Source organism: Vibrio variabilis, assembly GCF_003263785.1.
Lineage (GTDB): Bacteria > Pseudomonadota > Gammaproteobacteria > Enterobacterales > Vibrionaceae > Vibrio > Vibrio variabilis.
This window is the reverse complement of record NZ_JYJK01000012.1, coordinates 115,702-136,459: the sequence shown is the minus strand read 5'-3', so window position 1 is coordinate 136,459 and position 20,758 is coordinate 115,702. Positions and strand designations below refer to the sequence as shown.

General features: G+C 47.1%; 17 protein-coding genes and 6 pseudogenes. 10 read left to right on the top strand and 13 right to left on the bottom strand.

Annotation, left to right across the window (positions count from 1 at the left end; translation table 11 throughout):
* Positions 1–27: 27 nt before the first annotated feature.
* Positions 28–775, bottom strand: a pseudogene (locus TZ48_RS03060) (nucleotidyltransferase family protein).
* Positions 776–964: 189 nt separating this feature from the next.
* Here TZ48_RS03060 and efpL point away from each other — a divergent pair.
* Together efpL and TZ48_RS03050 are read left to right on the top strand one after the other, a co-directional pair.
* Positions 965–1,530: pseudogene (efpL, locus tag TZ48_RS03055) on the top strand (elongation factor P-like protein EfpL).
* A 3-nt stretch (positions 1,531–1,533) separates the two neighbouring features.
* Positions 1,534–1,851, top strand: coding sequence for an HI1450 family dsDNA-mimic protein (locus TZ48_RS03050; protein ID WP_112462059.1), 318 nt, complete (start codon positions 1,534–1,536; stop codon positions 1,849–1,851).
* Positions 1,852–1,918: 67 nt separating this feature from the next.
* Here TZ48_RS03050 and TZ48_RS03045 read toward each other — a convergent pair whose 3' ends face one another.
* From TZ48_RS03045 to TZ48_RS03035, 3 genes are all read right to left on the bottom strand, one after another.
* Positions 1,919–2,452 (bottom strand): phosphatase PAP2 family protein, encoded by a 534-nt coding sequence (locus tag TZ48_RS03045; protein WP_112478216.1) that lies wholly within the window; start codon positions 2,450–2,452, stop codon positions 1,919–1,921.
* Positions 2,453–2,553: 101 nt separating this feature from the next.
* The gene (locus tag TZ48_RS03040) at positions 2,554–2,940 is read right to left on the bottom strand and encodes a DUF2750 domain-containing protein (protein ID WP_042499372.1); all 387 of its coding nucleotides are present in this window, start codon (positions 2,938–2,940) and stop codon (positions 2,554–2,556) included.
* Between the two features lie 120 nt (positions 2,941–3,060).
* Positions 3,061–3,966: a manganese-dependent inorganic pyrophosphatase gene (locus TZ48_RS03035; RefSeq protein WP_112462057.1), complete on the bottom strand. Its 906-nt coding sequence runs from the start codon at positions 3,964–3,966 to the stop codon at positions 3,061–3,063.
* A gap of 219 nt (positions 3,967–4,185) precedes the next feature.
* On the opposite strand from TZ48_RS03035, the gene TZ48_RS03030 reads away from it, so the two are divergent.
* Positions 4,186–5,415 (top strand): putative manganese transporter, encoded by a 1,230-nt coding sequence (locus TZ48_RS03030; RefSeq protein WP_112478215.1) that lies wholly within the window; start codon positions 4,186–4,188, stop codon positions 5,413–5,415.
* Positions 5,416–5,424: 9 nt separating this feature from the next.
* Here TZ48_RS03030 and TZ48_RS03025 read toward each other — a convergent pair.
* The 4 genes and pseudogenes from TZ48_RS03025 to torE form a co-directional block, all read right to left on the bottom strand.
* Positions 5,425–7,178, bottom strand: a pseudogene (locus tag TZ48_RS03025) (glycoside hydrolase family 36 protein).
* 103 nt (positions 7,179–7,281) lie between these two features.
* Positions 7,282–9,743: pseudogene (torA, locus tag TZ48_RS03020) on the bottom strand (trimethylamine-N-oxide reductase TorA).
* 23 nt (positions 9,744–9,766) lie between these two features.
* Positions 9,767–10,948 carry a pentaheme c-type cytochrome TorC gene (torC, locus tag TZ48_RS03015; RefSeq protein ID WP_112478214.1) on the bottom strand — a complete coding sequence of 394 codons (1,182 nt, stop codon included), beginning with the start codon at positions 10,946–10,948 and terminating at the stop codon, positions 9,767–9,769.
* A gap of 42 nt (positions 10,949–10,990) precedes the next feature.
* A complete protein-coding gene (torE, locus tag TZ48_RS03010; protein ID WP_042499363.1) occupies positions 10,991–11,167 on the bottom strand; it encodes a trimethylamine N-oxide reductase system protein TorE in 177 nt (58 codons plus the stop codon).
* A 429-nt stretch (positions 11,168–11,596) separates the two neighbouring features.
* Here torE and TZ48_RS03005 point away from each other — a divergent pair, with 429 nt between their 5' ends.
* Positions 11,597–12,391 (top strand): ABC transporter permease, encoded by a 795-nt coding sequence (locus TZ48_RS03005; protein ID WP_112478213.1) that lies wholly within the window; start codon positions 11,597–11,599, stop codon positions 12,389–12,391.
* A gap of 240 nt (positions 12,392–12,631) precedes the next feature.
* On the top strand, positions 12,632–12,808 hold the full coding sequence (locus TZ48_RS24310; RefSeq protein ID WP_162674474.1) for a hypothetical protein: 177 nt from the start codon (positions 12,632–12,634) through the stop codon (positions 12,806–12,808).
* Positions 12,809–12,887: 79 nt separating this feature from the next.
* On the opposite strand, the gene focA is transcribed toward TZ48_RS24310, so the two are convergent.
* Complete coding sequence (gene focA, locus TZ48_RS03000; RefSeq protein ID WP_112478212.1) at positions 12,888–13,730, bottom strand: formate transporter FocA; 843 nt, start codon at positions 13,728–13,730, stop codon at positions 12,888–12,890.
* A gap of 232 nt (positions 13,731–13,962) precedes the next feature.
* On the bottom strand, positions 13,963–15,144 hold the full coding sequence (locus TZ48_RS02995) for a hypothetical protein (RefSeq protein ID WP_112478211.1): 1,182 nt from the start codon (positions 15,142–15,144) through the stop codon (positions 13,963–13,965).
* 260 nt (positions 15,145–15,404) lie between these two features.
* Here TZ48_RS02995 and TZ48_RS02990 point away from each other — a divergent pair, with 260 nt between their 5' ends.
* Together TZ48_RS02990 and TZ48_RS02985 are read left to right on the top strand one after the other, a co-directional pair.
* Positions 15,405–15,638: a TIGR02647 family protein gene (locus TZ48_RS02990; RefSeq protein WP_042499429.1), complete on the top strand. Its 234-nt coding sequence runs from the start codon at positions 15,405–15,407 to the stop codon at positions 15,636–15,638.
* 229 nt (positions 15,639–15,867) lie between these two features.
* Positions 15,868–16,293 carry a hypothetical protein gene (locus tag TZ48_RS02985; RefSeq protein WP_112478210.1) on the top strand — a complete coding sequence of 142 codons (426 nt, stop codon included), beginning with the start codon at positions 15,868–15,870 and terminating at the stop codon, positions 16,291–16,293.
* Between the two features lie 20 nt (positions 16,294–16,313).
* On the opposite strand, the pseudogene TZ48_RS02980 reads toward TZ48_RS02985, so the two are convergent.
* Positions 16,314–16,759 (bottom strand): annotated as a pseudogene (locus TZ48_RS02980) (PACE efflux transporter).
* 97 nt (positions 16,760–16,856) lie between these two features.
* Here TZ48_RS02980 and TZ48_RS26060 point away from each other — a divergent pair.
* The 3 genes from TZ48_RS26060 to TZ48_RS02970 are packed head-to-tail and all read left to right on the top strand — an operon-like array spanning position 16,857 to position 18,584.
* Entirely contained in the window at positions 16,857–16,955 is a 99-nt protein-coding gene (locus TZ48_RS26060; RefSeq protein ID WP_338062247.1) for a LysR family transcriptional regulator, read from the top strand.
* 11 nt (positions 16,956–16,966) lie between these two features.
* On the top strand, positions 16,967–17,740 hold the full coding sequence (locus TZ48_RS02975) for a LysR family transcriptional regulator (protein ID WP_338062246.1): 774 nt from the start codon (positions 16,967–16,969) through the stop codon (positions 17,738–17,740).
* 1 nt (position 17,741) lies between these two features.
* A complete protein-coding gene (locus tag TZ48_RS02970; RefSeq protein ID WP_112478209.1) occupies positions 17,742–18,584 on the top strand; it encodes an NAD-dependent epimerase/dehydratase family protein in 843 nt (280 codons plus the stop codon).
* A gap of 77 nt (positions 18,585–18,661) precedes the next feature.
* Here TZ48_RS02970 and TZ48_RS02965 read toward each other — a convergent pair whose 3' ends face one another.
* Together TZ48_RS02965 and cysS are read right to left on the bottom strand one after the other, a co-directional pair.
* On the bottom strand, positions 18,662–19,240 hold the full coding sequence (locus tag TZ48_RS02965; protein ID WP_112478208.1) for a thymidine kinase: 579 nt from the start codon (positions 19,238–19,240) through the stop codon (positions 18,662–18,664).
* Positions 19,241–19,302: 62 nt separating this feature from the next.
* Positions 19,303–20,684, bottom strand: a pseudogene (cysS, locus tag TZ48_RS02960) (cysteine--tRNA ligase).
* Positions 20,685–20,758 lie beyond the last annotated feature (74 nt).

The following is a 20,758-nucleotide window of genomic DNA, read 5'->3' as shown; positions in this document are numbered from 1 at the left end:
GCGAGCCTCAAAAGACAAAGGGCTCGTTCAACCAATCTTAAACTCGGTCTTTTGATACTCTTTGACAAGCCAAGGGGCAAAGTCGTCCACAAGGCCGACAACAGAACGTTTTGGTATGACTCGGTTGCCCAGCAATATCCCAAGTCGCTCTACCGTCTGCTCCCGTTGAGTAGAATTCAAGAAATGCACGACCGCTTTCCATAGGATCATCTAACCAACGCTTAGTTTTGTGAAGTACCAAACCATAGGCTGCTCTAAGGAGCTTTTTCGCTAACTTGCGCTGGGCTTCGACTTGTGATTGCGCATCTTCTGCCAGCGCCACTTCTTTTCTCAGCATCGCAGCACTTTGCTCAATATCCATATTCCACTGCTTGGCAATCTCCCAGCTCGGCACATAGTCGCCAAAGCACTCGGACAAATCCTCACCATAGACATTGGTGCAGCACTGCTTGAGCAAAAAGCCCCAAGTAAACAAAGCAGAGAGTGACGCGACTTCACTCACTAGAGCCGTACGAATGGCAAGTCCTTTAACAAAGGGAAAGTCTTTTTGAAATCGCCAGTTAATCGAATTAAACAATGATTTCTGGCTCACCGAGAAGGGCGCATGAGTCACCAACACCACATCAAGGTTCGATACGTTTGGTATCGCGGTGCCATTCGCCACAGACCCATAGACATAAACGCTGTGCAGGCTCTCCTTCAATCCCGATTTCAAGCATGCAACTAGGTCTTCGACGACCGGAACGTAGTTTTGCTGAGGGATAGAGCGTTGAATTAACGATGGGGTTGATACTTGGGTTTGCACGTTGTTACTTAGCCAGTTTGAAAGTCTCCCTATTCTACGATTGCCAATTTTGGGATTCAACGTTGAATTGTCGTGCTTGAGACATCATTCCCTTCTTGAGCAAACCTAGATTTCGAACGTATAATTGACTGTCTAAACAAAAAACGAAGGAAATATTCCATGCCTAAGGCAAGTGAGCTTAAAAAAGGTTTTGCGATTGAGTCAAATGGCAAAACGTTGCTAATCAAAGATATCGAAGTCACCACTCCGGGTGGCCGTGGCGGCGCTAAGATCTACAAGCTACGTTGTACTGATTTGGCAACAGGCTCTAGAGTTGATGAGCGTTTCAAATCCGATGACACGCTTGAAACGGTAGAAATGAACAAGCGTAACGTGACGTCTCTTACGTTGATGGCGATGAGTACATCTTCATGGATAACGAAGACTACAGCCAGTTCACATTCAAGCACGATGAAATCGAAGATGATCTACTGTTCATCAACGAAGACACACAAGGTGTTCAAGTTATCCTAGTGAACGGCAGTGCGGTTGGCCTTGAGCTGCCATCGTCTGTTGAGCTAGTGATCGAAGAAACTGACCCTTCAATCAAAGGTGCTTCAGCGTCTGCTCGTACTAAGCCAGCTCGTCTATCAACAGGCCTGACAGTGCAAGTACCTGAGTACATCGCACAGGGTGACCGCGTAGTGATCAACACTGCAGAACGCAAATACATGAACCGAGCGTAAGTTATGTCAGAACTGATTTCATACGATGACGTGATTGAAGCGGCATACGATATCTTCCTAGAGATGGCACCAGATAATCTAGAAGCAGCCGACGTTATCCTTTTCACTGCGCAATTCGATGACCGCGGTGCAGCGGAGATTGTTGAAACTGGCGCAGATTGGGTGGAGCACGTTGGCTTTGACGTTGATGAGAGCTATGCAGAAGTTCGCATTGGTCTTGTGAACGAAGAAGACGATGTCTTAGATGATGTGTTTGCGCGCTTACTGGTAAGCCGTGATCCTGACAATAAGTTCTGCCATATCCTTTGGAAGCGTGACTAACGCTACCACTAGTCGCTTAAAGCCCAGCAATGCTGGGCTTTCTATTATCTGCTGTGACAGTGCAGTACTACCAAACGTACGTCAATGATACCCCTGCTGAACGCGAACTTGCGTAAGGTGTCACCTGAAGATTGTCATCTAACTTGTCGGTGAATACCCAGCCTGTCAAAACGCCAAGGGCAGCACCGGCGGCCACATCACGCCAATAGTGTTTGTCTGCTTGTACGCGACCGACTCCCACCATAGCCGCTACACCATAAGCGGGAAGGCCTACTTGCCACCCTTGACGAATATAGAGTGTGGTTGCGGATGCAAAGGCGTTCGCGGTGTGATTAGAAGGAAAGCTCTTGTTGTCGCTGCCATCTGGGCGCGGCGCGTCAATAGTATGTTTGCCGATAAGGCCAATGGCTGAAGCAGAGCCGATGCTGAGGCCGGCTTGCCAAACCCCTTCCCAATCTTTTTGGTAAGCAGGCATTGCCGCGGCGAGTCCTACGAGACCATAGGCACCAATGTCGCTAAACGTATCCCATGCCTCTTTATTGGACGCATGAGTAAAAGAAGAAAAAATGAAACCAGAGAGAAGTAGAAAAAGACGCGACATAACAAACAGTAAGCAGAGAAAAGAGAACGATAAGTCTACCTTATGTTTGTTTGTCTGCCTACTGGATGAAATGTCTGTTTACGCTAATGTTTTCTCAGCGATTAACGAGTTTTGCTGGCCTGTTTCTTCAGTTCAAAATCAAACTCGTCTGGGAAGAGTACAACGCCTTCCTCATTTTGGTTTGGGAATACAACGACCGCAAGCTCATCGTCTTCTAGACCATATGTCCAACGACTGTGCCACTTGTTCAGTGAAATGGCTTCAGCTTTGCAGTTGTCCCATTCACCCGTTGCCCATTGCTCCGCAAACTCTTGGTTTGGCCATACTGGCACGCAATCTTCGTCTTCAGTGTTGAGCATCACGCAGCCATGCTCGTCAGTTAGGATCCAGATCTGACGCTCTTGCACCATGGTTTTCACACTGTACTTTAGTCTCTTCTCTTCATCGTAACGAGAGATCTCATCAATTTGATGTTGTTCTAATGCCATTGCAGCGCGCCTTTTGATTAGTTGTTCTAAAGATTAACTTTAGAATAGCGGAATTAAAAAGCCCCAGCACCTGTGACATTTCGTCACGGTAACTAGGGCTTGGTAAGACTTAGTGAAAAGTTACACTAGCTCGTTTTGAAGCCAAGGCCAGCCTTGCTTCTTACGGCTTAGTGTGTTTTCCATCATAAGCATGCCGTCTTTCTCATGCTTAACCAGTTTCTCAGCCCACTCACCTTTGTAGATTAGACGAGTTTGAGCGGTTGTGATGTCAGTGAGCATCACAGCAGCGAAAGCCAGACCTTCTTCTTCGCAGCGGCGAGTTAAGTCCGCTTCTAGTGCTTCGATCATGCCATCAACTTGCTCAAGTGTCGCAAGTTCAACCTGACCAACAACCACATCACGACCATTGAATGGGTACGCTTTAAGATCTTTTTCTACTAGTTCAGCAGCAGATAGACCTTCGATGTTTGTTTTAGCGATCAATAGATCTTTGATGAACGCGTCTAGATCTTCAACACCAGCGATTTGTGCAAGCTCTAGAACCGCATCTTTGTCTTTTTGAGTACAAGTTGGAGATGCGAAACCTACTGTGTCAGATAGGATTGCAGACATCATTAGAACCGCTAATGGGCGAGTGATTTCTGCTTGCTCCATCTTGAACAGGTTAAATAGGATGGTACAAGTACAACCTACAGGCCAGATCCAAGCTTCAAGAGGGTTTACTGTCATCACATCACCTAGACGGTGGTGGTCAACAATACCTAGGATTTCTGCTTCGTTGATATCGTCTGGTGCTTGCGCTAGATCGGTGTAATCTACTAGCCAAACTTTTTCACCAGCAACGCTTGTGCGTAGTTCTGGTTGGTCAACGCCTGCTGTTGCAAGAATGTGTTGCGTCTCACGGTTAATCTCGCCTTGACGAACTGGCGTCGCTTCAAGACCACGAGCCTTTAGAAGTTCTGCAGCAACAAGTGCACCACAAATGCTATCACTATCTGGGTTTTTATGACCGACAACTAAAATCATTTTGCTTCCTAACTAATTCTGATCATTCAGGCGCGATCGCCTGTATTACTCTCACAGGGGCGATACTTTACCTGATTTTCTCGATTTGTCATCGGTTGATGTGCGATTAGCGGGAATCTTCCCCCTCACAGAATGTAAATAAAAGCCACAAATGACATTGAGAATTATTATCAATCAAATATACTTGATAATGACTCGCATTTAACATCGGTGAAAGTTATGCATTACATGACAAACTCTACTGTCGTCAATGGTCTCAGCGTTGACCAATTCAAGCCGAAGTATAAACGCTTGATTCTCCCTATCGCGTTGACGATGCTCCTGATAACAGGCGAAACGCGTGACGTTACCATGAATGCCCTCGCGGATGCCTTTTGGGCAGTGTCAACGTATGTCGCTTTCACCTTAATCATCTACCACCAAGTCGCCCGCATGATCTCAAGTCAGCACCGAATGGTGGAACTTTATCATCAGTCACCCACCTACCAAGTATTGATATCTTCAATGCTCGGCGCTCTTCCCGGTTGCGGCGGCGCTATTATCGTCACCACTCAATTTGTTACCGGTCGCGTGGGGTTTGGCTCAGTGGTTGCCGTTCTCACTGCCACCATGGGCGATGCCGCGTTCTTATTAATAGCCAGTCAGCCAAGTGTTGGACTGGGAATGATAGCACTTGGCGTTGTTGTCGGAGCCATCACGGGTTTAATCGTCAATCGCATTCACGCCAACGACTTCCTAAGACCTAACCCAGAAAGCAAAATCAGTAATATGGTCAGCGACCTGGCAGCAAGTATTGATTGTTGCTCACAAAACGCAGCGACGTCTTTGCAGCACAGAGCTATCAATCTACAGGGGCTGTTCTGGACTTGGCTCATCGTGCCAACCATCGCGATTGCTTTCGCTATGTCATTTCAAATTGACGTCAATGACGTTCTCAGACTCTCAGAGGGCACGATTGAATGGGCCGGTGCACTGCTCGCTGTTGTGATGATGTTTCTGTGGGCGTTCACCAAAGAGATTAAAGATTATCAGAGTGCGGTAGCCGAAGATAACAAACGCCCGACTTCACATCCTATGCAAAAAGCGGCGCAAGATACGCACTTTGTCAGCGCCTGGGTGATCGTGGCTTTTCTCGCTTTCGAACTATCGATTCACTTCGCCCAGTTCGATATGGCGAGCTCGCTATCTGGATACGGCGTCTACATGCCATTGATCGGTATGCTTGTGGGCTTGCTGCCAGGTTGTGGCCCACAAATACTGGTAACCAGCTTATATCTTGGTGGCGTTATGCCAATGTCTGCGCAGATATCGAACGCGCTTTCTAATGATGGTGATGCTTTGTTCCCAGCGATTGCGCTGGCGCCTAAAGCAGCACTGGTAGCGACCTTTTACTCTGCACTACCAGCGCTGATTGTCGGATACGGCTATTATTGGCTGTTTGAGATCTGACCGCGCCTCTTAAGCCTCAGGTAAGTGAACCATTGACACTATAGCCCGACTGCTGAGTCCTTGGTTCACGGGCACTATCTGTATCTGCGCAGGCTCTTGGTTAAGCTTCTCGCCAGTCCAGAAGTCATACCAATCACTTGGAAACTCGGTCGTTAATGTGTACTCACTGACCACATCGTTGTAATGAAATAGGCTATGCAGTCGTCTTTCTTCGGACAACTTCAGCGTGGCGTGATTCAGGGTCAACGAGCTAAAGACTGATGCGCGACTGGTTTGATGCTGACGAGCAATCAGCCGTGCCAACGTTTCCTCGGCAAAAGGCGTTAGCTCAGGCAAAGGATCTCCAGAAAGCAGCAAGCCACCCGCCGCTAAAAGCACGTTACGATGAAACTCATACGCGCTGCGATCAGCGCCTTGATTCGGCAGTGACGTGAACGTAGCGCAATCAGGATCAATCAGCCACAAGCGCTGATGTTGCCAACTGCGATAGAAGGTCTCTTTCGCGATTTGCTCAAAACGCTCTACATGTCGCTCAACATCATCGGATACTCGCATCGCGTCCACTAGCCCAAGAGACGGCCACATTGGTGCGTTACAGCCGAGTACAAGCGCATCGCCTGCCCCTTCGTTGATTGCTGCCATCCCGAGACGATAAGCTTCGATACCCGTCGCTCCTTTTTGATGACGCACGCCTTTTAGAGTGCCCCAGTAATTGGCATCAAGTTTGAAAAGCTCAACACCCCACTCTTCGCGCATCACTTTAACAACACGAGTTAAGTGTGCTTGCACCTCTGGGTGTGTCGCATCCAAAATGTACCACGGCGTGCAGCGCCAGCCGCCATAGGTGATGTCTTCCGCTTTCAAAAGCTCACCGGATGGGTGTTTTAAAAACCAATCTGGATGTTGCTGGAAAACCTCTGATTCCGCTTGAGCAATAAACGGAGCCAACCAAATGGCAGGCTTTCTACCTTGAGCTCGGATCTCAGCAATGAGTGATTTCACCCCACCTTCGAACTTGTCAGAAGGCGTTAGCCAATCTCCCATAAAAGCTTGATAGCCATCATCGAGCAATACCCACTGTAAGTCATTAAGCTGCTCTGCCATGATGTGCGTGTTGTCGATGACGTTTTGTTTGGTTACTTCAGCATAATAGGCATACCACGAACACCATCCAATTGGCTCGCCTCCGTCACGCCGCTTCGAGCCGGATGATGGTTGGTAATGTGCTGTGCATACCGCTCATAAACACTCTCTAAACTGCTGCCATGAACCACGACAAGCGATTCTAGTTGATTGGTTTCCCAATACTGTGGCTCACTCTCTTCGCCATCAAGGTAAGCCACTACGTCAATACCGTGATGTGTCTGCTCGAGCTCAAAGTAGCCAGCAAAGCGATGGCAGGTAACGAAACCGTACAGTTGGAATCCGGTTGACTGCTCCACAACGAGATAGTTGTAAAAGCGTTTAGGCGCATCCTGCGGATAGAGACGATAACTGGCGTTGTTATCTGGACAGCGGCCGACGTCCACCAAAGCTGTCGGTGAGCCAGTTGTCTGGCAGAGCATTTGAAACCCATCACCAAGCAGTTGAGCGCCCGTTTCTACTTGGTTTTCAAAACGTAGTAATGCCGTTTGGGAAGACAAGGCGCGCGGAAAAATGCTGCGATAACGACACGTTAACTCAGAGCCTTCTAATTTAATTTCGATGTCAGGATTGATCGCCAGAGCATCGAGCTCTGGTAAAACAGAAATATACTCAGTCATTGTTACTCAACAATTAAATAGGTTACCTAATGAGTATATTGTCAGGTATAAAAAAACCCATCGTTTCCGATGGGTTTTGTGTACTAGTTAGCACTTACTTGCGTTATACCACTTCGATCGGGCCACCGAACGAGGTCACTGGTGGAAGTTTACCTACAAACTTCTCAAAGTCGACCAAACAAGTGTTCGCTGATGTTGCCTGCGCAAGCTCCGAAGATGGGATATCTTGCGTCAAAGTGTTTGGATCGCCGTAGGTATCCAATGCGCCAATTTTCTCATTAAGTGGGCCATACCATGCGCCCTCTTCAATACGAACTACGCCTGGTGCAAAGCTATCAGTGACAACCGCACCCGCCAATAGTTGACCACGATCGTTGAATACACGAACCACATCGCCATCTTTGATGCCTTTTGCTTTAGCATCTGTTGGGTTGATGTAAATCGGCTCACGACCTTGTACGGTGTAAGTCGCACGGAACTCTTCTGACTCACACATTTGTGAGTGTAGACGCTTGTCCGGGTGACACGATTGTAGCCAGTACGGGTGTTTGTCTGAGCCAGGACCGCCATGTGAACGTTCTGACTTTTCAAACCACATTGGGTGCTCTTGGCAGTGTTCGTAGTTCATGTTGCCGATAGTACGACTGGTGATCTCGATAAAGCCAGATGGTGTACCCAATGCATTGATCTCTGGATCTTCACGGAAATCAGCGTGACGCACCCAAGGTTTGCCCGTACCGAAATCAAGGAAGCCTTTCTCCCAGAACTCTTCAAACTCTGGTAACTCGAACTTACCTTTGTTGGCCTCTTTACAATCATTGTAAAGGGATTTCACCCACTCCATTTCAGTCATACCACGCGTGTAGTCTTCGGAGCGACCCCAACGACGCGTCAGTTCCGTCATGATTTGGAAGTCAGTCTTAGACTGGAATAGCGGGTCGACAAGCTTATGCATCGCAATCAGACCACGGCCTGAGTAAGCACCGTAACCGTCAATATCATTACGTTCCCACTGAGTACATGCTGGTAGCACGATATCAGAGTGGCGGCACGTTGCCGTCCAAGCAAAATCAATGGCCACAACAGTATGGAGGTTACGGAACGCTTTCTTCATGCGGTTGCGATCTTGGTGGTGATGCCAAGGGTTGTTACCACTAAATACCATCATCTTGATGTCAGGCAGCGTCACAACCGAACCATTTGAGTTGATCTTCTTACCTGGCTCTAGAAGGCTGTCCACCCAACGAGCAACTGGGATTACGCGGCTGTAGCTTTGTAATCTTGGTTGGTGTACTTAGGTGTTTGGCCTTGGTCAATGTTCAACGGGAACGAGCCTGGAGCTGCAAACCCTGTTGAAGGCACACCGATACCTGAATAGTGGTGACCATAAGACACACCGCCACCTGGTAGACCGATCTGACCAATCATTGACGCCAGTACCGCCCCCATCCAGTAAGGTTGCTCACCGTGTTCTTGACGCTGAACACACCAACCGAACAGGATTTGCGTACGACCGTTAACCAGCATACGCGCAAACTCGCGGATCTTGTCAGCAGGTACACCACAAATCTCAGCAGCCCATTCAGGCGTCTTCTCAACGCGGTCTTTCGTTTCACCTTGAACATACTTAATGAAATCTTCGAAACCTAGGCAATACGTTTCGATAAACTTCTTATCGTATAGATCTTCGTTGTATAGCACGTGAGCCAAACCTAGCATAAAGGCTACGTCAGTTTGTGGGTTCACATACATGTGGTCGTTTTCTAAGTAACGCTGCGTTTTGTTTTTAACAGGGTCAACTGAGATAACGTTGATCTCTTTTTTCGCGACTTTCTCTTTAAGCTGCTCTAGGTATGCAAACGACTCATGCGTTTCACATGTCCAACCAACTTGAAGGTTTTTCACTGGGTCGTTTGCCCAAAGAATAATGTTGTCGCTGTTCTCTAGGATAAGCTCCCAAGAGGTACCTTGAGCGTAAACTTCTGTCGAGCCCAACACGTATGGCAGGATGGTTTGACCCGCACCTGTTGAGTAGTCACCCACTTTCTTAACTGAGTAACCGTGTAGACCCATCGCACGCATCATGTGGTTAGTACAGCTGTGCATTTGGCCTGTTTGACGCCAGCCTGTTTGACCGGTGTGCAGAGCATATGGGCCGTAGTCTTTTTGCACGCGCTCAAGTTCACGGTAGAACAAATCTAGCGCTTCATCCCAAGTCACACGCACGAAACGGTTGTTACCGCGCGTCTCAGGTGCGTATTTGTGCTTCTTCAGCCAATCAAGACGAACCATTGGGTAACGAACGCGCGATGGGCTGTAGATAATGCCTTTAATACCGTTCAACATGTCTGTTGGGTATTTGTCCACTTCTAGCGGTTTGATCTCTTGAACTTTGCCGCCCCACACTCGGGCGCGAAACGCGCCCCAGTGTGAACCCGATACTTTCCAAGTGCCGTCTGTTTCTGCAGCGCTTGCCGTCGCTGATGCCAGTAGGCTCGGACCAATCAGTGTTGCTGCACTCGAGCCCGCCACGCCTTTAAGGAAGCTTCTTCTTGTAATTGCCATTTTTTAACTCCAATTGACGTTTATTAGTGGTGGCCTTCAGAGTAATCTGAAGAGTGCTTCTGTAGATACTTCAGAACCAGCGCTTCTGTATCTGTATCGAAGTTCACAAACGCGATCATACCGTCTAGCATGCCTACCCAGCCGTTTGCACTGAAGTGCGCAACGTCAGGTTGTGTATGACACGTAGAACAGTTGGTTTGATACGCTTCACCAGCTGCGTTCCAAATTGGAGTGAAGTCAGTCACCATAGACTCTTGCTTCATCCATAGGTCGACGGCAACTTCTTCCCAAGGAAGACCTGTTAGCTCGTCTTCTTTCTTCTCGCCCACATGCACGTCAGCACCTTGTGATACTTCACGAGAAAGAATCGCGGTTGAGATGTTCTTACCAAAGTCTTCTTGAATCACGCGGCCAAAGCCTTTCGCTTTACGCCAGCCATCGATTTCAACTTTGATCATGTCACCTTTCACATCCAAGATTTCAACTTTACTTGCAGGGCTAAGTAGACCCGCTTCCGTTGAGCCTGTTTCGTCGGTGTAAAGTGGTAGGTGACGAATAGATACGACGCTCTGACCTTTCGAGTAAGACGTGCTGCTTGCCACTTGCTCTAAATCACCAACAATACCACTTGCCGCTGCCATATCTTTAGGCAGGTTATGTGCGATACCTTTGTGGCAGTCTACACAGCTTTGATCACGCTCAGCCGCAGACTTCATTTGAATGCGCGCCGTAGGGGACATTTGTTCAAAGTCCATAGACTCGTAGTTGTGACAGTTTTTACACTCTAGAGATTTATTGGCAGAGAAACGATCCCATTCATGGCGCGCTAGCTCTAGACGACGCGCTTCGAACTTTTCTGGGGTATCTAAATCGCCAAAAACCTGAGCAAAGACTTCCTTGGAAGCCTGCATTTTACGTGCAATCTTATCTGTCCAGTTATGTGGAACGTGGCAATCAGGACAAGTGGCACGGACACCAGAGTGGTTTTTCCAGTGAACGGTTTCTTGAAGCTCAACGTATACATTGTCACGCATGGTGTGACAGCTGATACAAAACTCTTCTGTGTTAGTTGCTTCAAGCGCGGTGTTAAAACCACCCCAGAAAACCACACCAGCAACGAAACCACCCGCGGTGAGCACACCAAGGCTGATGTGAACTGCTGGGCGGCTGATGGTGCGCCAAAGTTTAATAAAAAAGGATTTCATGACTAACTCTCTTGAAACTTGTTGAACGGGTTTGGCTACAAATTAGCCATGCACGCCTGGAGGGCCGAAAACGAACATTTGGAGCATCCAAACGATAAATCCGTAGCCACCAACGATAGCCACACTCAACAGAGGGAAGAATACGGCACAGATGAAGAAAAACGACTTCCACTCCATCCCGTGCTTTTCCGCACTTTCTACTTTGTTAACATCACTCATACATTTGCCTATATTGTATGTTGTCCAGTCCACGAGCATTCCACGAAGGACACTCAATTATTTAAAACATCTATGGGAAAATGCTAAACCATACTAGGAGTATGGTTCAATCAATTCCGCCTCTTCACCCCTTGTTATTCAACAGTTTTTTGAGTTCATCCCGAGTTGTATTCAATTAAAAATTGATGTGTAAAGTTATGAACAGATATGAAAAATTAATACTGTTATCCATCTGTAAATATAGATACATATCCACAATATTCACACATTCTCACCAATAACTCTGCCAACTTTTTTAGACCGTTTTCGCCACCTAAAGCGGGTTGCTTGTTAATTTTTTGTTATTTCACTTGCAGTTAAACCACGTGATTGATGCAGTCAATTTAGGTACACTTTTGAGACACATTTCCCCAAGATGCCGAGCATGACATGCAGCAAGTTATTGATATCAGTTGGTGGCAGATCGCGCTATTCGCTACCACCTTGCTCATCCCTTACGCCATCAACTACCACTACAAGCTAGAGGTAGGTAAAGATGCCAGTGTTGGGCTTATTCGAATGGCAATCCAGTTAGCGCTGGTGGGGCTCTATCTTGAATATTTGTTTTACTTAGATAGCTTTGTCGTCAACTTGGTATGGTTGCTGGTGATGATTATCGTCGGTGCCAACGCAATAGCCGCTAAATCGAAACTACCAAAACGGCCGATAGTCGGCTTTTTGATATTCGCACTGTGTATTGGGCTGTTCCCAATTCTGGCACTGCTTTGCCTTGTCACGGTTCAGCCAGACCCATTTTATAGCGCGCAATACGCGATACCTTTATCTGGCATGTTGCTTGGTAATAGCTTAGGAGGGAACATTGTTGCGCTGCAGAACTTCTACAGTGCGCTAGAAAGCCGTTGGAGCGAGTATCAAGCCTCAATCGCACTTGGGGCACCGATTTCTATCGCCACCTTGCCTTTTGTCCGTGTTTCACTTCAAAAATCTCTAGCGCCTATTCTGGCCACCATGGCCACCACTGGACTGGTATCGCTGCCGGGCATGATGACTGGTCAAATTTTAGGCGGCGCGAGTCCGGTCGTGGCTGTGAAGTATCAGTTGGTCATTATGATGGCTATTTGGGTCATGATGAGTATTTCTATCGTTGTCTGCTTAAACCTTGTGGTCTATCGAGGATTCGACGCCTCTGGGAAGCCAAAAATTCGCCCCCAAACGAATGGCTAGTTCAGCACTTTTCGTGGTTACTCACTAAGTTTAAACCAGGTTATCCACAGGATATGTGGATAACCAAGTCTCTGAAGTTACGCTATTTATCAATATACATGCCCGTAAATGGTCAAAAGATCCCCAGCGTCATGTTCCTGTCATCAATTATGGTTAATTTATCAGCAAAACAAGGGGCAAATAGCGTAGTTGCCCTACAGTGCTAGGTTCTAAAAGCTAAGCAACACAAGGATGAAGAAGATGTTGGATAAATTATATACAAGTGCAGATCAAGATGATGTCGCTCGTAATTGGCTTATCGACACGCCCGACGCACTCAATGATGCCGGTGATCATGGCTATCGCCGCTCTGTAACTTTCGAATACTCAAAAGTTTGGCATGCACAGGATGGATTGTTACTTACTGACAGGCATTAAAAAAGGGCGTGTCCGCCCTTTTTATTCCTTATCCAACTACACAGTTCATTGGATCATGGTAGATCTATCCCCGTTGGATTTAGTCACGTAGGTAGATCAGCCAATACAACATGCCAACAAATACGCCACCGCCAATGATGTTACCTAACGTCACAGGGATTAGGTTATTCACAACAAACGTCATTAGGTTCAAATCAGCAAACTCTGCCGGTGTCGAACCTATGGCTTGCCAAAACTCAGGTGATGCGAGATTTTTGATGCCAATCGCCATCGGTACTTGGAACATGTTTGCAATACAGTGCTCAAAACCTGCGGAGACAAACATCGCCACTGGCAGTACCATCACGATGATCTTATCAGTCAATGTACGACCACTGAACGTCATCCATACAGCAACACAGACCAATACGTTACACATGATGCCAAGCGCTACCGCTTGCCAAAAGTCGTGATGCAGCTTGTGTTGAGCAATATGCATGGTGTTAAGGCCAACCTGACCACCATCAAACATGTATTGCTTTGCCGTCAGCATAATACCAACTAGGAACAATGCACCTAGCATGTTACCAACGTAAACCACCATCCAGTTTTTAAACAGTGCACGCCAGGTAATTTTGCCACTTGCTCTTGCCACAAGGGTTAACACTGAGCTGGTAAACAGTTCACCACCGGTGATAATGACCAGAACCAAACCCAAACTGAACGCCAGACCACCAAGAAAACGAGTCAGTCCCCAAGGCAGGTCGCCAGCTCCTGTTGTGATGGTGGTGTAAAAAATAAACGCAATACCAATGTGCAGACCTGCCGTGATTGCTAACAGGAAAGATTTCATCGGATCTTTTGTCGCTTTACCTACGCCAGCTTCTGCTGCACGCTCTGCCATTTGAGGAGGCAACAGCGCATCAAATTGATTGATTTCCATTTTTCTCTTACATATTTTGTGACAATTAAAACGGGCGCGGATAATCACTCCAATCAATCAATAAATCAAGATTTATTTGGCGGTAAAATGTTATTTACCAAATATGGTGGTTAATACAAATAAGCACGTAGGAAAAAGCGTCGCTCAATCATAACGTTAATGAAGCGACCGCCTGGAGATGAGATTGAGGGCTGGAAACAAAAAACGCTGCAATCGCAGCGTTTTGGTAGGCTTATTCAGCTTGTTCTTGAAGGGCGCTGACGAGCTTTTTCAAGGTCTCTATTTCAGCTCGATTTTGCGCGGCAACATCCTGGGCTACCTGCGCCTCATCAGAGGAGACAACACTGTCACTGCGCTGCTGAAGCAATGCAATTTGCTGTTTCAGCAATGCATTCTCTTTCTTGAGCGCTCGTGTATTGTCAGCCGCCTTCAAGCGCTCGACATCATGAGCAATACGACTCGACTGCGCAGATAGCGACTGATCACGATAGTCATTCCCTTTCGCTGCAGAGGAAATGAGGTGCATTCGAGACTCCGCCTTAAGGACAAACGGCTCAAACTGAGATTTCTCTACATTGATAAGTTTCGTCACTTCTTGCACAACAGATTCTAAACGTCGAAATTGAAAATCGATGCGTTCCACTTGTTCATCAATCTCGACAAACGCGCGTGGTGATTGTGTGACAAACTCAGACAGTTCGTGAATGCCCTGCTCCACATAACCAAAGCTCACCGGCGCTAAAACGTTGTAACGAGCATTCGCTAATGTCGCAAGCTTTTGCTCTAGTGGTTTCACGTACTTCGCATCAATCACTCGTATTTCGAGGGCTTTGGCATGATTAAGAAACCGCTCTTGATAGTTCGTCGCGAGATCCACTTCCGATACCACCAAGTGCTCAAATAGGCGCTGATAGTCACGGCTTAACGTATTCATCGCATGTTTAAAGTAACGACCTGCCTCTATTTTTTGTAGGTAAGCCATTTCTGTCATCGCCGGCGCAAGAAGTTCATCCGCTTGCTTCTTCAAGCCTTGAATCGCTCGGTAGTTATATTCGACGGTATTAATGCGATCTCGAAATCCGACCGCGTAAGTCTCACTGGAGAACACCGAGTGCTTGTTGTCAATTTGGTTGGGATCTTTGCGGATCTCAATAAACAGATCATGAGCGCTCTTCCAAGACGACATCATTTCTCGGTAATTTTCTGGGGCATAGATGCGTAGCGACTCTGCACCCTCCAACGCTTTCGACCAGTATGTATACGTTGCCGTCAGCTGTTCAAATTCCTTGTTGCGCGTCAACTCTAGCTCTTTGGGGCTTAAATTCGCCCGAGCATCGTTGGCTGGCGGCGTACTCGCACAAGAGGCCACGCCCAAAACACACAGCAATACCACAATCAATTTGCGCGTAGACATCTACTCTCCTAATCTGGGACAACACATCCCGTAAGCCTGCTCCCAAGCGTGAAGCAAGCAAAAACAACTCACTATATTCAAATTCATCACTAAAAACATCTCGGCGCATTCTAACCGGTTATATTTCATTCACTTAGTACGAAATATTGACCAATTCTTACTAGAAGGCGGCGCAAGCTAACACTTTCCTCACTCGGCGATTGTCAATGTGCTATTTCCCCACTATGTTGATGGAAGAAACGCAACCAAGAGGCAAATCTATGAAATTCACGCCTGAGCATCTCGCAGAGATGAACCTACTACTGCAATTTGATATCAGCAGTGCGGCAACCGGTATAAAAGTGCACCATGATGCTAGTGAAGATATGCAAAAAGCAGTCCAAAGACTGTATGACAAAGGACTTTGTACCCTGCCTGACGGTGGATACTTAACGGATGAGGGGATAGAGATCGCAGAACATGCGGATAAAATATTACGAGTGCTAAGCTCTTAAGTGCCTCCCTTCTTTGCGGCGGCGTCTTGCTGCCGCTCAAGTTTGACCGCGTATACGTAGGCGGCAATCACAAACCTACCGATAGTCCACCCAAAAGTGCCCTCACTTAACTCGAGCAGTCTGTAACACGTAACACTTTGTTTGAAATAAGTATCCTCTAGTTTGTTACTTCCTAGACTTTGCGGCTAGAGTATCATGGACACCAGTTAAATGGTTCGAGGAACAGACTATGGACAACAACCAATACAATCGCGAAACACTAACCGCTGGCTACTGGGTTTTGCATAATTTTCACTATGGACATGTAGCGGAAGCACGCTGTGACCTTGAACTGGTAAAAAGCATTTCTATTCACAAAGCGCCGAGTGCAGACACGATCAATATCTCTCTTGACCTCGTTGCTGAGAAAACCGACAACGCGAAGAAGATTGAGTTACTAATGAGTGATGGTGAGACTGTCACACTGTCGGACTATATCGATTACCAATGTACACGCGGCGTCACTAAGCTACTGCGATGCCTCATTCCAGAGACATTCGCACCATCTCTCGTCAATGAGCTAGGTTTTGTGCTTCGTGTCGACGGTGTTGAGAACAAAATTGATACCAAAGACGCCTCCAATATTATCGACAACGCCATCCGCCACGCGCACTAATTAATTTAGGGTCCAGCACACTAGTGTGCTGGACGTTTAACAACCGCACACCACCAAGACACGAATCTTGAGTATGGCGCCCACCTGTCATACGCCCAATTAAATGCAGCAGTAAAGAAGAAAAAGAACACGAGGAAACCAGCTTCAATCATAAGTGCTGTCCAAAGCGTCACACCCAATGCCCAGGCAATGGCTGGAATCGTAAAGAAAATCAGCCCCCCTCAAAGCCTAATGCGTGCCCTACTCTTACTGCAAACGTTCTTTGCGTTCGACACCCTGGAACTAGCTTGTCGAAAAGTACGTTATAGAAATAGTTCCAAATAACGGTAAACACGCTCATACCAATACCCACGGCCATCATCGACGTGGACTTCACTCCCGCCAGTATCGATGCAGCAGAAATAATGATGGTTAAAGCCGTCACTTCAAACAACACTGCATGGAATATTCTTTCTTTTACATTCATATAATTACACCCTAACCTTATCGTAAGGACTAGCATTAGGCGTATTATCAATTATGCTTAACGTCATAGACAGTTAGATAACATCAGGATAACTGATATGTTGAGTGTGGAACAAATCGAAGCCTTCATCACCACGGTGGAAACCGGGTCGTTTTCTAGCGCAGCGCGAAAATTAGGCAAGGTACAATCTGCGTGAGTCAAAATATTATGAACTTAGAAATTGACTGCGGGGTTGAACTATTTGATAGAAGAGGTCGTTACCCAGTTCTGACTGAAGAGGGAGAAAAGCTACTACCCTACGCCAGAGCCGCCATGGTTCAACATGGTCGACTTGCCGAACGCGTCGATAGTTTGACGCAAAAAGAGATCCAACCTATCGTCCTGACCATTGACGAGGGCATTCCTTTTGGGTGGGTTACGCCTATGATTCGAGCGCTATCAGATGAGTTTCCAAGACTCGAGTTAGAGCTGTTGTTTGCTTCAAGCTGTGATGCGGTCGAAATGGTACAAACCGGAAGAGCCACTTCCGCAATCATTCATGAAGATCTTTCCGTGCCTTTTTCACTCGATTTCGAGAGTATCGGTTCGCTTCAGTTTGATGTGTATGTCTCAGCGTCTCATCCGCTAGCGAAAACCGTCGCTCCTCATCTTGAGATTTTGAGCTTGCATCGTCAGTTGTCGATTAGCTCTCGCAACAACAAAACCAGCAGCTTACATCATGCGTTGAGTCCAGACATTTGGTATTCGGACAGCTACCAAATGCTACTCGAGTGGTGTATTGCCGGGTTTGGCTGGACTTATATACCCACTTACCTTGCAAAGTCGGCGCTTGAGCAAGGAATCATCGTCCCTGTTCCGGTAGAGTTTGAGAAGATCTCTGCCATGATTAACGTCAGTATTATTCAGCATTCAAGCAAAAGTAGTGATCTTGGCCATCGCCGTTTAAGGGAATTGCTGAAACAGAACTTCAAGGAGGGTTGACATGAACCAGAATAATGTCGTCATCGTTGGCGCTGGTTGGCTTGGTTTACCCCTAGCAAAAGCGCTCAAAAACAAAGATTATCGAGTCACCGCGACGCGTACCACAGAGCAAGGCGTCAGCGAGCTCGCTCACCATGGTATCGACGGCTTTGTGCTCGACTTGGCCGAGCTTACCAATGACGATAGAAAGCTTGCCACCTTAGACCACTTAAGAGGATTAAACGCCGAAACCCTCATTGGCTGCTTTCCACCCGGCTTTCGCACTGGTGGCGGCGCACTCTACGCCTCTCAATGGGATACGCTGTGTCAACTCGCCAAAGGTGCCGACATCAGTAAAATCATTATGGTGAGCTCAACGTCTGTTTACCCTGATAGAGCCGAGCTGATGACTGAAGATATGGCTCGCCTACCGATTGCCAAAGGCCGCGACGATTTTAGCGCTAAAGCTATGATCATGTTAACAGCCGAAGAATACGTTCGTAACTCGACGCTCGACTACGCCATCGTGCGCTGCAGTGGATTATTTGGGCCAAACCGCCACCCATCGCGCTTTGCTTCGAAACTGAAAAGCGTCAGCGATCAAGCGACCGCCAATATGCTCCATCTTGATGACGCCATCGGCTCGATCGTGTTCGCCCTCGAAAACATCAGCTCAAGTGTCGTTAATGCCACCACACCGACATCCTGTGACAAGGTGACATTTTACCGAGCGGCATTGAGAGCGGCAGGGTTGGACACTTCGCTCAATTTAGTGAACTCCACGCCTGATAAAACCATCTCCAGCGAGAAGCTACAAAACCTTGGTTATCATTTCAAATATCAGAGTACGCTTGATGCATTGTAATGACTCATTGCACTGCAATCACTCAGTCCAAAAAAAAGGAGCCACATCAAGTGGCTCCTTTTCATGAGATAAAGCAATTACTTACCAAGTGCTTCTTTGTAATGCTGACGGCAAACAGACACATACTTATCGTTACCACCGATAGAAACTTGGTCACCTTCTGCAATCGCGTTGCCGTGCTCGTCGGTACGGATCACCATGTTGGCTTTACGTCCGCAGTGACAAATCGTTTTTAGCTCAACGAGCTTGTCCGCCCATGCCAGAAGGTGTTTACTACCTTCAAAAAGCTCTCCCAAGAAGTCGGTGCGCAAGCCATAGCAAAGCACAGGAATATTCAGTTTATCCACCACTTCGGTAAGCTGATACACCTGCTGTTTGGATAAGAACTGACACTCATCGATCAAAATACAATGCCTTGGCGTTTCTGCATTGATCGTTGCAATCTCATCAAAAAGATTGGTCTCAGCGCGAAACAGCTGAGCTTCCGACTGCAGACCAATTCGAGAGCTGACTTTACCAATACCATAGCGATCATCCAGCGCTGCAGTATAGATAAGTGGCGTCATACCACGCTCTTGATAGTTAAAAGAAGATTGAAGAAGAGTCGTCGATTTACCCGCATTCATTGCTGAGTAATAGAAGTACATCTGAGCCAAAACGTATCACCAAAAATTAGAAACTAAAAAGAAGCCCTAGCAAGCTAGGGCTATCAAAACGGTTATTTACGACGCCACGTCGTGCCTTCAGGCCATCTTCAAGAATGATACCTAGCTCGTTCAGCTTATCGCGAGCCAAATCAGCATTCGCCCAATCTTTCGATGCACGCGAATCGTTACGAAGTTTGATCAGTGCTTCGATTTCCGCCACTTCCTCATCATCACCCGCATCGCCTTTAAGGAAGGCTTCTGGATCTTGATGCAAAATACCAATGATATCAGCCAGTTCACGCATTAGCGCACCAAGCTGGCTCGCTTCTGCCATATCAACGGTTTTCAGACGGTTAATTTCACGCGCCATGTCGAACAGCACTGAGTACGCTTCTGGAGTATTGAAGTCATCGTTCATTGCTGTCGTAAAGCGAGTCACATAGTCTTCACCACCTGTAGGCTCAGCGTTAGCATCCAAACCACGTAGTGACGTGTATAGACGCTCAAGGGCTGAACGTGCTTGGTTTAGGTTGTCTTCACTGTAGTTAAGCTGGCTACGGTAGTGACCAGACATTAAGAAGTAACGAACCGTTTCTGCATCGTAGTGACCAAGCACGTCTCGGATAGTAAAGAAGTTACCCAGTGACTTAGACATTTTTTCTTTGTCTACCATCACCATGCCACTGTGCATCCAAGTATTCACGTACTGTGTGTCGTGTGCACAGCAAGATTGCGCAATTTCATTCTCGTGGTGTGGGAACTGAAGATCCGAGCCGCCACCGTGGATATCGAAGTGGTCACCAAGAATCGATGAGTTCATTGCTGAACACTCGATGTGCCAACCCGGGCGGCCTGCGCCCCACGGAGATTCCCATGTCGGTTCACCTGGTTTAGACATTTTCCAAAGTACGAAATCGAGCGGACTGCGTTTTGCGCTTTCTACGTCTACGCGAGCACCTGCTTGAAGTTGATCAAGATCTTGCTTAGATAGCTTGCCGTATTCGTCAAACTTACCGACTTCGAACATCACATCGCCATTATCAGCAACGTAAGCAAAACCGCGTTCAATGAGCTTTTCAACCAGCGCAATGATTTCTGCGATGAACTCGGTCGCGCGAGGTTCAATGTCTGGGCGCTTCATGTTCAATGCATCGAAGTCTGCGTGCATTTCGCCAATCAGACGCTCGGTTAGCGACTCACAAGACTCACCATTTTCGTTAGCACGCTTGATGATTTTGTCGTCGATATCTGTGATGTTACGTACAAATGTTAGGTCATAACCGACGTAACGAAGGTAACGAGATACCACATCGAATGAAACAAAAGTACGACCGTGACCGATGTGACAGAGATCGTAAATAGTGACCCCACAGACATACATGCCGACTTTGCCTGCATGAATAGGTTTAAAATCCTCTTTTTGTCGTGTCAGTGTGTTGTATATTTTTAACATGATCTCTATCTGAACTATTACGTTTGAAATGTATCGGCGATTATAACCATAAAGCTCTGCAGAATGGAGTCAAT

Coding starts and splice junctions, on each gene's coding strand:
- focA (WP_112478212.1), bottom strand. CDS start 13,730: ATGGAAATCAATCAATTTGATGCGCTGTTGCCTCCTCAAATGGCAGAG.
- TZ48_RS03030 (WP_112478215.1), top strand. CDS start 4,186: ATGCATTACATGACAAACTCTACTGTCGTCAATGGTCTCAGCGTTGAC.
- TZ48_RS03005 (WP_112478213.1), top strand. CDS start 11,597: ATGCAGCAAGTTATTGATATCAGTTGGTGGCAGATCGCGCTATTCGCT.
- TZ48_RS02990 (WP_042499429.1), top strand. CDS start 15,405: ATGAAATTCACGCCTGAGCATCTCGCAGAGATGAACCTACTACTGCAA.
- TZ48_RS03040 (WP_042499372.1), bottom strand. CDS start 2,940: ATGGCATTAGAACAACATCAAATTGATGAGATCTCTCGTTACGATGAA.
- TZ48_RS24310 (WP_162674474.1), top strand. CDS start 12,632: ATGTTGGATAAATTATATACAAGTGCAGATCAAGATGATGTCGCTCGT.
- TZ48_RS02985 (WP_112478210.1), top strand. CDS start 15,868: ATGGACAACAACCAATACAATCGCGAAACACTAACCGCTGGCTACTGG.
- torC (WP_112478214.1), bottom strand. CDS start 10,948: ATGAAATCCTTTTTTATTAAACTTTGGCGCACCATCAGCCGCCCAGCA.
- torE (WP_042499363.1), bottom strand. CDS start 11,167: ATGAGTGATGTTAACAAAGTAGAAAGTGCGGAAAAGCACGGGATGGAG.
- TZ48_RS03035 (WP_112462057.1), bottom strand. CDS start 3,966: ATGATTTTAGTTGTCGGTCATAAAAACCCAGATAGTGATAGCATTTGT.
- TZ48_RS02970 (WP_112478209.1), top strand. CDS start 17,742: ATGAACCAGAATAATGTCGTCATCGTTGGCGCTGGTTGGCTTGGTTTA.
- TZ48_RS02975 (WP_338062246.1), top strand. CDS start 16,967: ATGAACTTAGAAATTGACTGCGGGGTTGAACTATTTGATAGAAGAGGT.
- TZ48_RS03050 (WP_112462059.1), top strand. CDS start 1,534: ATGTCAGAACTGATTTCATACGATGACGTGATTGAAGCGGCATACGAT.
- TZ48_RS03045 (WP_112478216.1), bottom strand. CDS start 2,452: ATGTCGCGTCTTTTTCTACTTCTCTCTGGTTTCATTTTTTCTTCTTTT.
- TZ48_RS26060 (WP_338062247.1), top strand. CDS start 16,857: ATGTTGAGTGTGGAACAAATCGAAGCCTTCATCACCACGGTGGAAACC.
- TZ48_RS02995 (WP_112478211.1), bottom strand. CDS start 15,144: ATGTCTACGCGCAAATTGATTGTGGTATTGCTGTGTGTTTTGGGCGTG.